The organism is Streptomyces kebangsaanensis (assembly GCF_001906585.1).
Taxonomy (GTDB): domain Bacteria; phylum Actinomycetota; class Actinomycetes; order Streptomycetales; family Streptomycetaceae; genus Streptomyces; species Streptomyces kebangsaanensis.
On record NZ_JUJA01000137.1, the window covers coordinates 32,332 to 34,296 of the forward strand.

Genomic DNA, 1,965 nt, shown 5'->3' on the forward strand with positions numbered 1-1,965 from the left:
CGCCGGCTGTTCCCCCTCCCCCGCCGACGCGGCGTTGGAAGCGGGTCCTGCCCGAGGTCACCCGATTCGCGGTATCGGGGGCTGCCGCCTATCTGACAGAGGTCGGGACGTTCAACCTGCTCCTCGTCCTCGGTCTGGGGGCGGCCGTGTCGTCCCTGTCGAGTGCGGCGGCCGGGACGGTGGTCGCCTACGCGGGGAACCGGTACTGGACCTACCGTCGGCGGCCCTTCGGACGCAACGGGCGGCGCATCGCCCTGTTCTGCGCCGTGAACGTGCTGGGGGCGGGGATCACGACCGGCTGTGTCGTGGTGTCCCACGACGTGTTCGGGCTGCACGGTACGGTGGCCGCCAACGTCGCCAAGAATGTGGTCGGTATGGCCCTGGCGATGGTCTTCCGCTTCTGGGCGTACCGGACCTGGGTCTTCCCGGCCCGCCCCGGCGAGGAGGCCGACCTCCCGGCCGTGCGCGGCGGCAGCGTTCCGGGGGCCGGGGCGGGCACATGGCCGGCCGCCTTCAGGGCGGCGGCACCACCGTGGCTCGCGGCGCACGCCCTGGTGGCCGTCGCGCTCGGGCTCGCCTGGTGCGGTCAGGGGCACCTGCCCGAAACCGGGGCGGTGCGGCCGTCATCGGGTCTGCTGGTATGGGACTCGGCCTGGTACCGGTCGCTGGCACTGCACGGATACGGTCCGCCCGCGTCGGCATCCGTGCGCTTCTTCCCGTTGCTGCCCCTGACGGTCCGGGTCGCGGCCGCGCTGACCCGGCTCCCTGCCACCGCGGCCCTCCTGGTGCTGTGCTCGGCATGCGCACTGGTGTACGGCGCGGTGCTCCACGTCCTGACGCGGGAAGAGGCCGCCGAGGACCCGGTGGCGCGCCGGGCGGTGTGGCTGTCCCAGCTCGCGCCGGGCTGCGCCGTGTTGGTGCTGGGATACACCGAGGCCGTGGCCGGCATGTTGACGGCCCTGTTCTTCCTCGGTCTGGGACGCGGCCGGGGAAGCGTCGTGGTGTGCGCGGGAGCACTGAGCGGGTTGGCGCGCCCCACCGGGGTGCTGCTCGCCCTGCCCGCCCTGGTGGAGGTGGTGCGGGCACGGTCCCGCGCCCGTCGAGTGCGTGCTGCGCTGGCGGCGCTGTCACCGGTGGCCGGCACACTGGTGTACCTGGCGTGGTGTGCGGCCACCGGACGCGGCTGGCTGGCGCCTTACCAGGTGCAGGCCGGGGCTTCCCTCCGGGGCGCCGTGGTGGGCAACCCGCTCGCGGACTGGCTCCATCCGCACGGTGGCCGTCTGACGCCCGCGTCGGTCGTCAATCTGATCGTCGCGGTGGTGCTGCTGGCCGTGGCCCTCGGGCTGTTGTGGGTCGCGGGCCGGCGCCTGCCGGTCTCCTGGACGGTCTGGGCCCTGGCGATGGTGGCCGTGGCGGCGTCCGCCACCGGCTGGCGATCGCTTCCGCGGTACCTGGGCGCGGTGTTCCCCCTGCTCGTCGCGGCCGCCGTGGTACTGCGCACCCGCGGGCGCTGGTACCCGGCCCTGGTGGCGTGCGGCGCGCTCTTCACGGCGCTGGCGACATCGAGCTTCGGCGGGCAGTACATCCCCTGAACGCTCGCCCCGGACGGACAAAACGCCAAAAACGTCCATACAGTGACAGGGGTCAAGCCACGGTTGCCCTGCCGCCCGGCCGTCGGCGTCCACACGAAAGAGGCCCACGTGAGCCCCTCCTCAGCCTCGCAGGTGACGGTGATCGGCGCCGGCCCCGCAGGGCTCACCGCCGCCCTGCTCGCAGCCCGTTCGGGTCGCCCGGTGACCGTCCTGGAAGCCACGGGCCACGTCGGGGGTCTGGCGCGAACCGTGGAACGCGACGGCTGGCGCTTCGACCTCGGCGGGCACCGCTTCTTCACCAAAGTGCCCGAGGTGAGGCGACTGTGGCGGGAGATCCTTCCCGGTGAGGACTTCCTGCGCAGGCCCCGGCTCA

Annotated in this window: 2 protein-coding genes; both read left to right on the forward strand. The window is 73.5% G+C overall.

Annotated features, from left to right (window positions below; genetic code table 11):
• On the forward strand, positions 1-1,592 hold a 1,592-nt coding region (locus tag RH94_RS19980; protein ID WP_073948890.1), incomplete at its 5' end, for a GtrA family protein.
• Between the two features lie 108 nt (positions 1,593-1,700).
• Positions 1,701-1,965: NAD(P)-binding protein (locus RH94_RS41470; protein ID WP_199881002.1), on the forward strand; the 265-nt coding region annotated here is incomplete at its 3' end.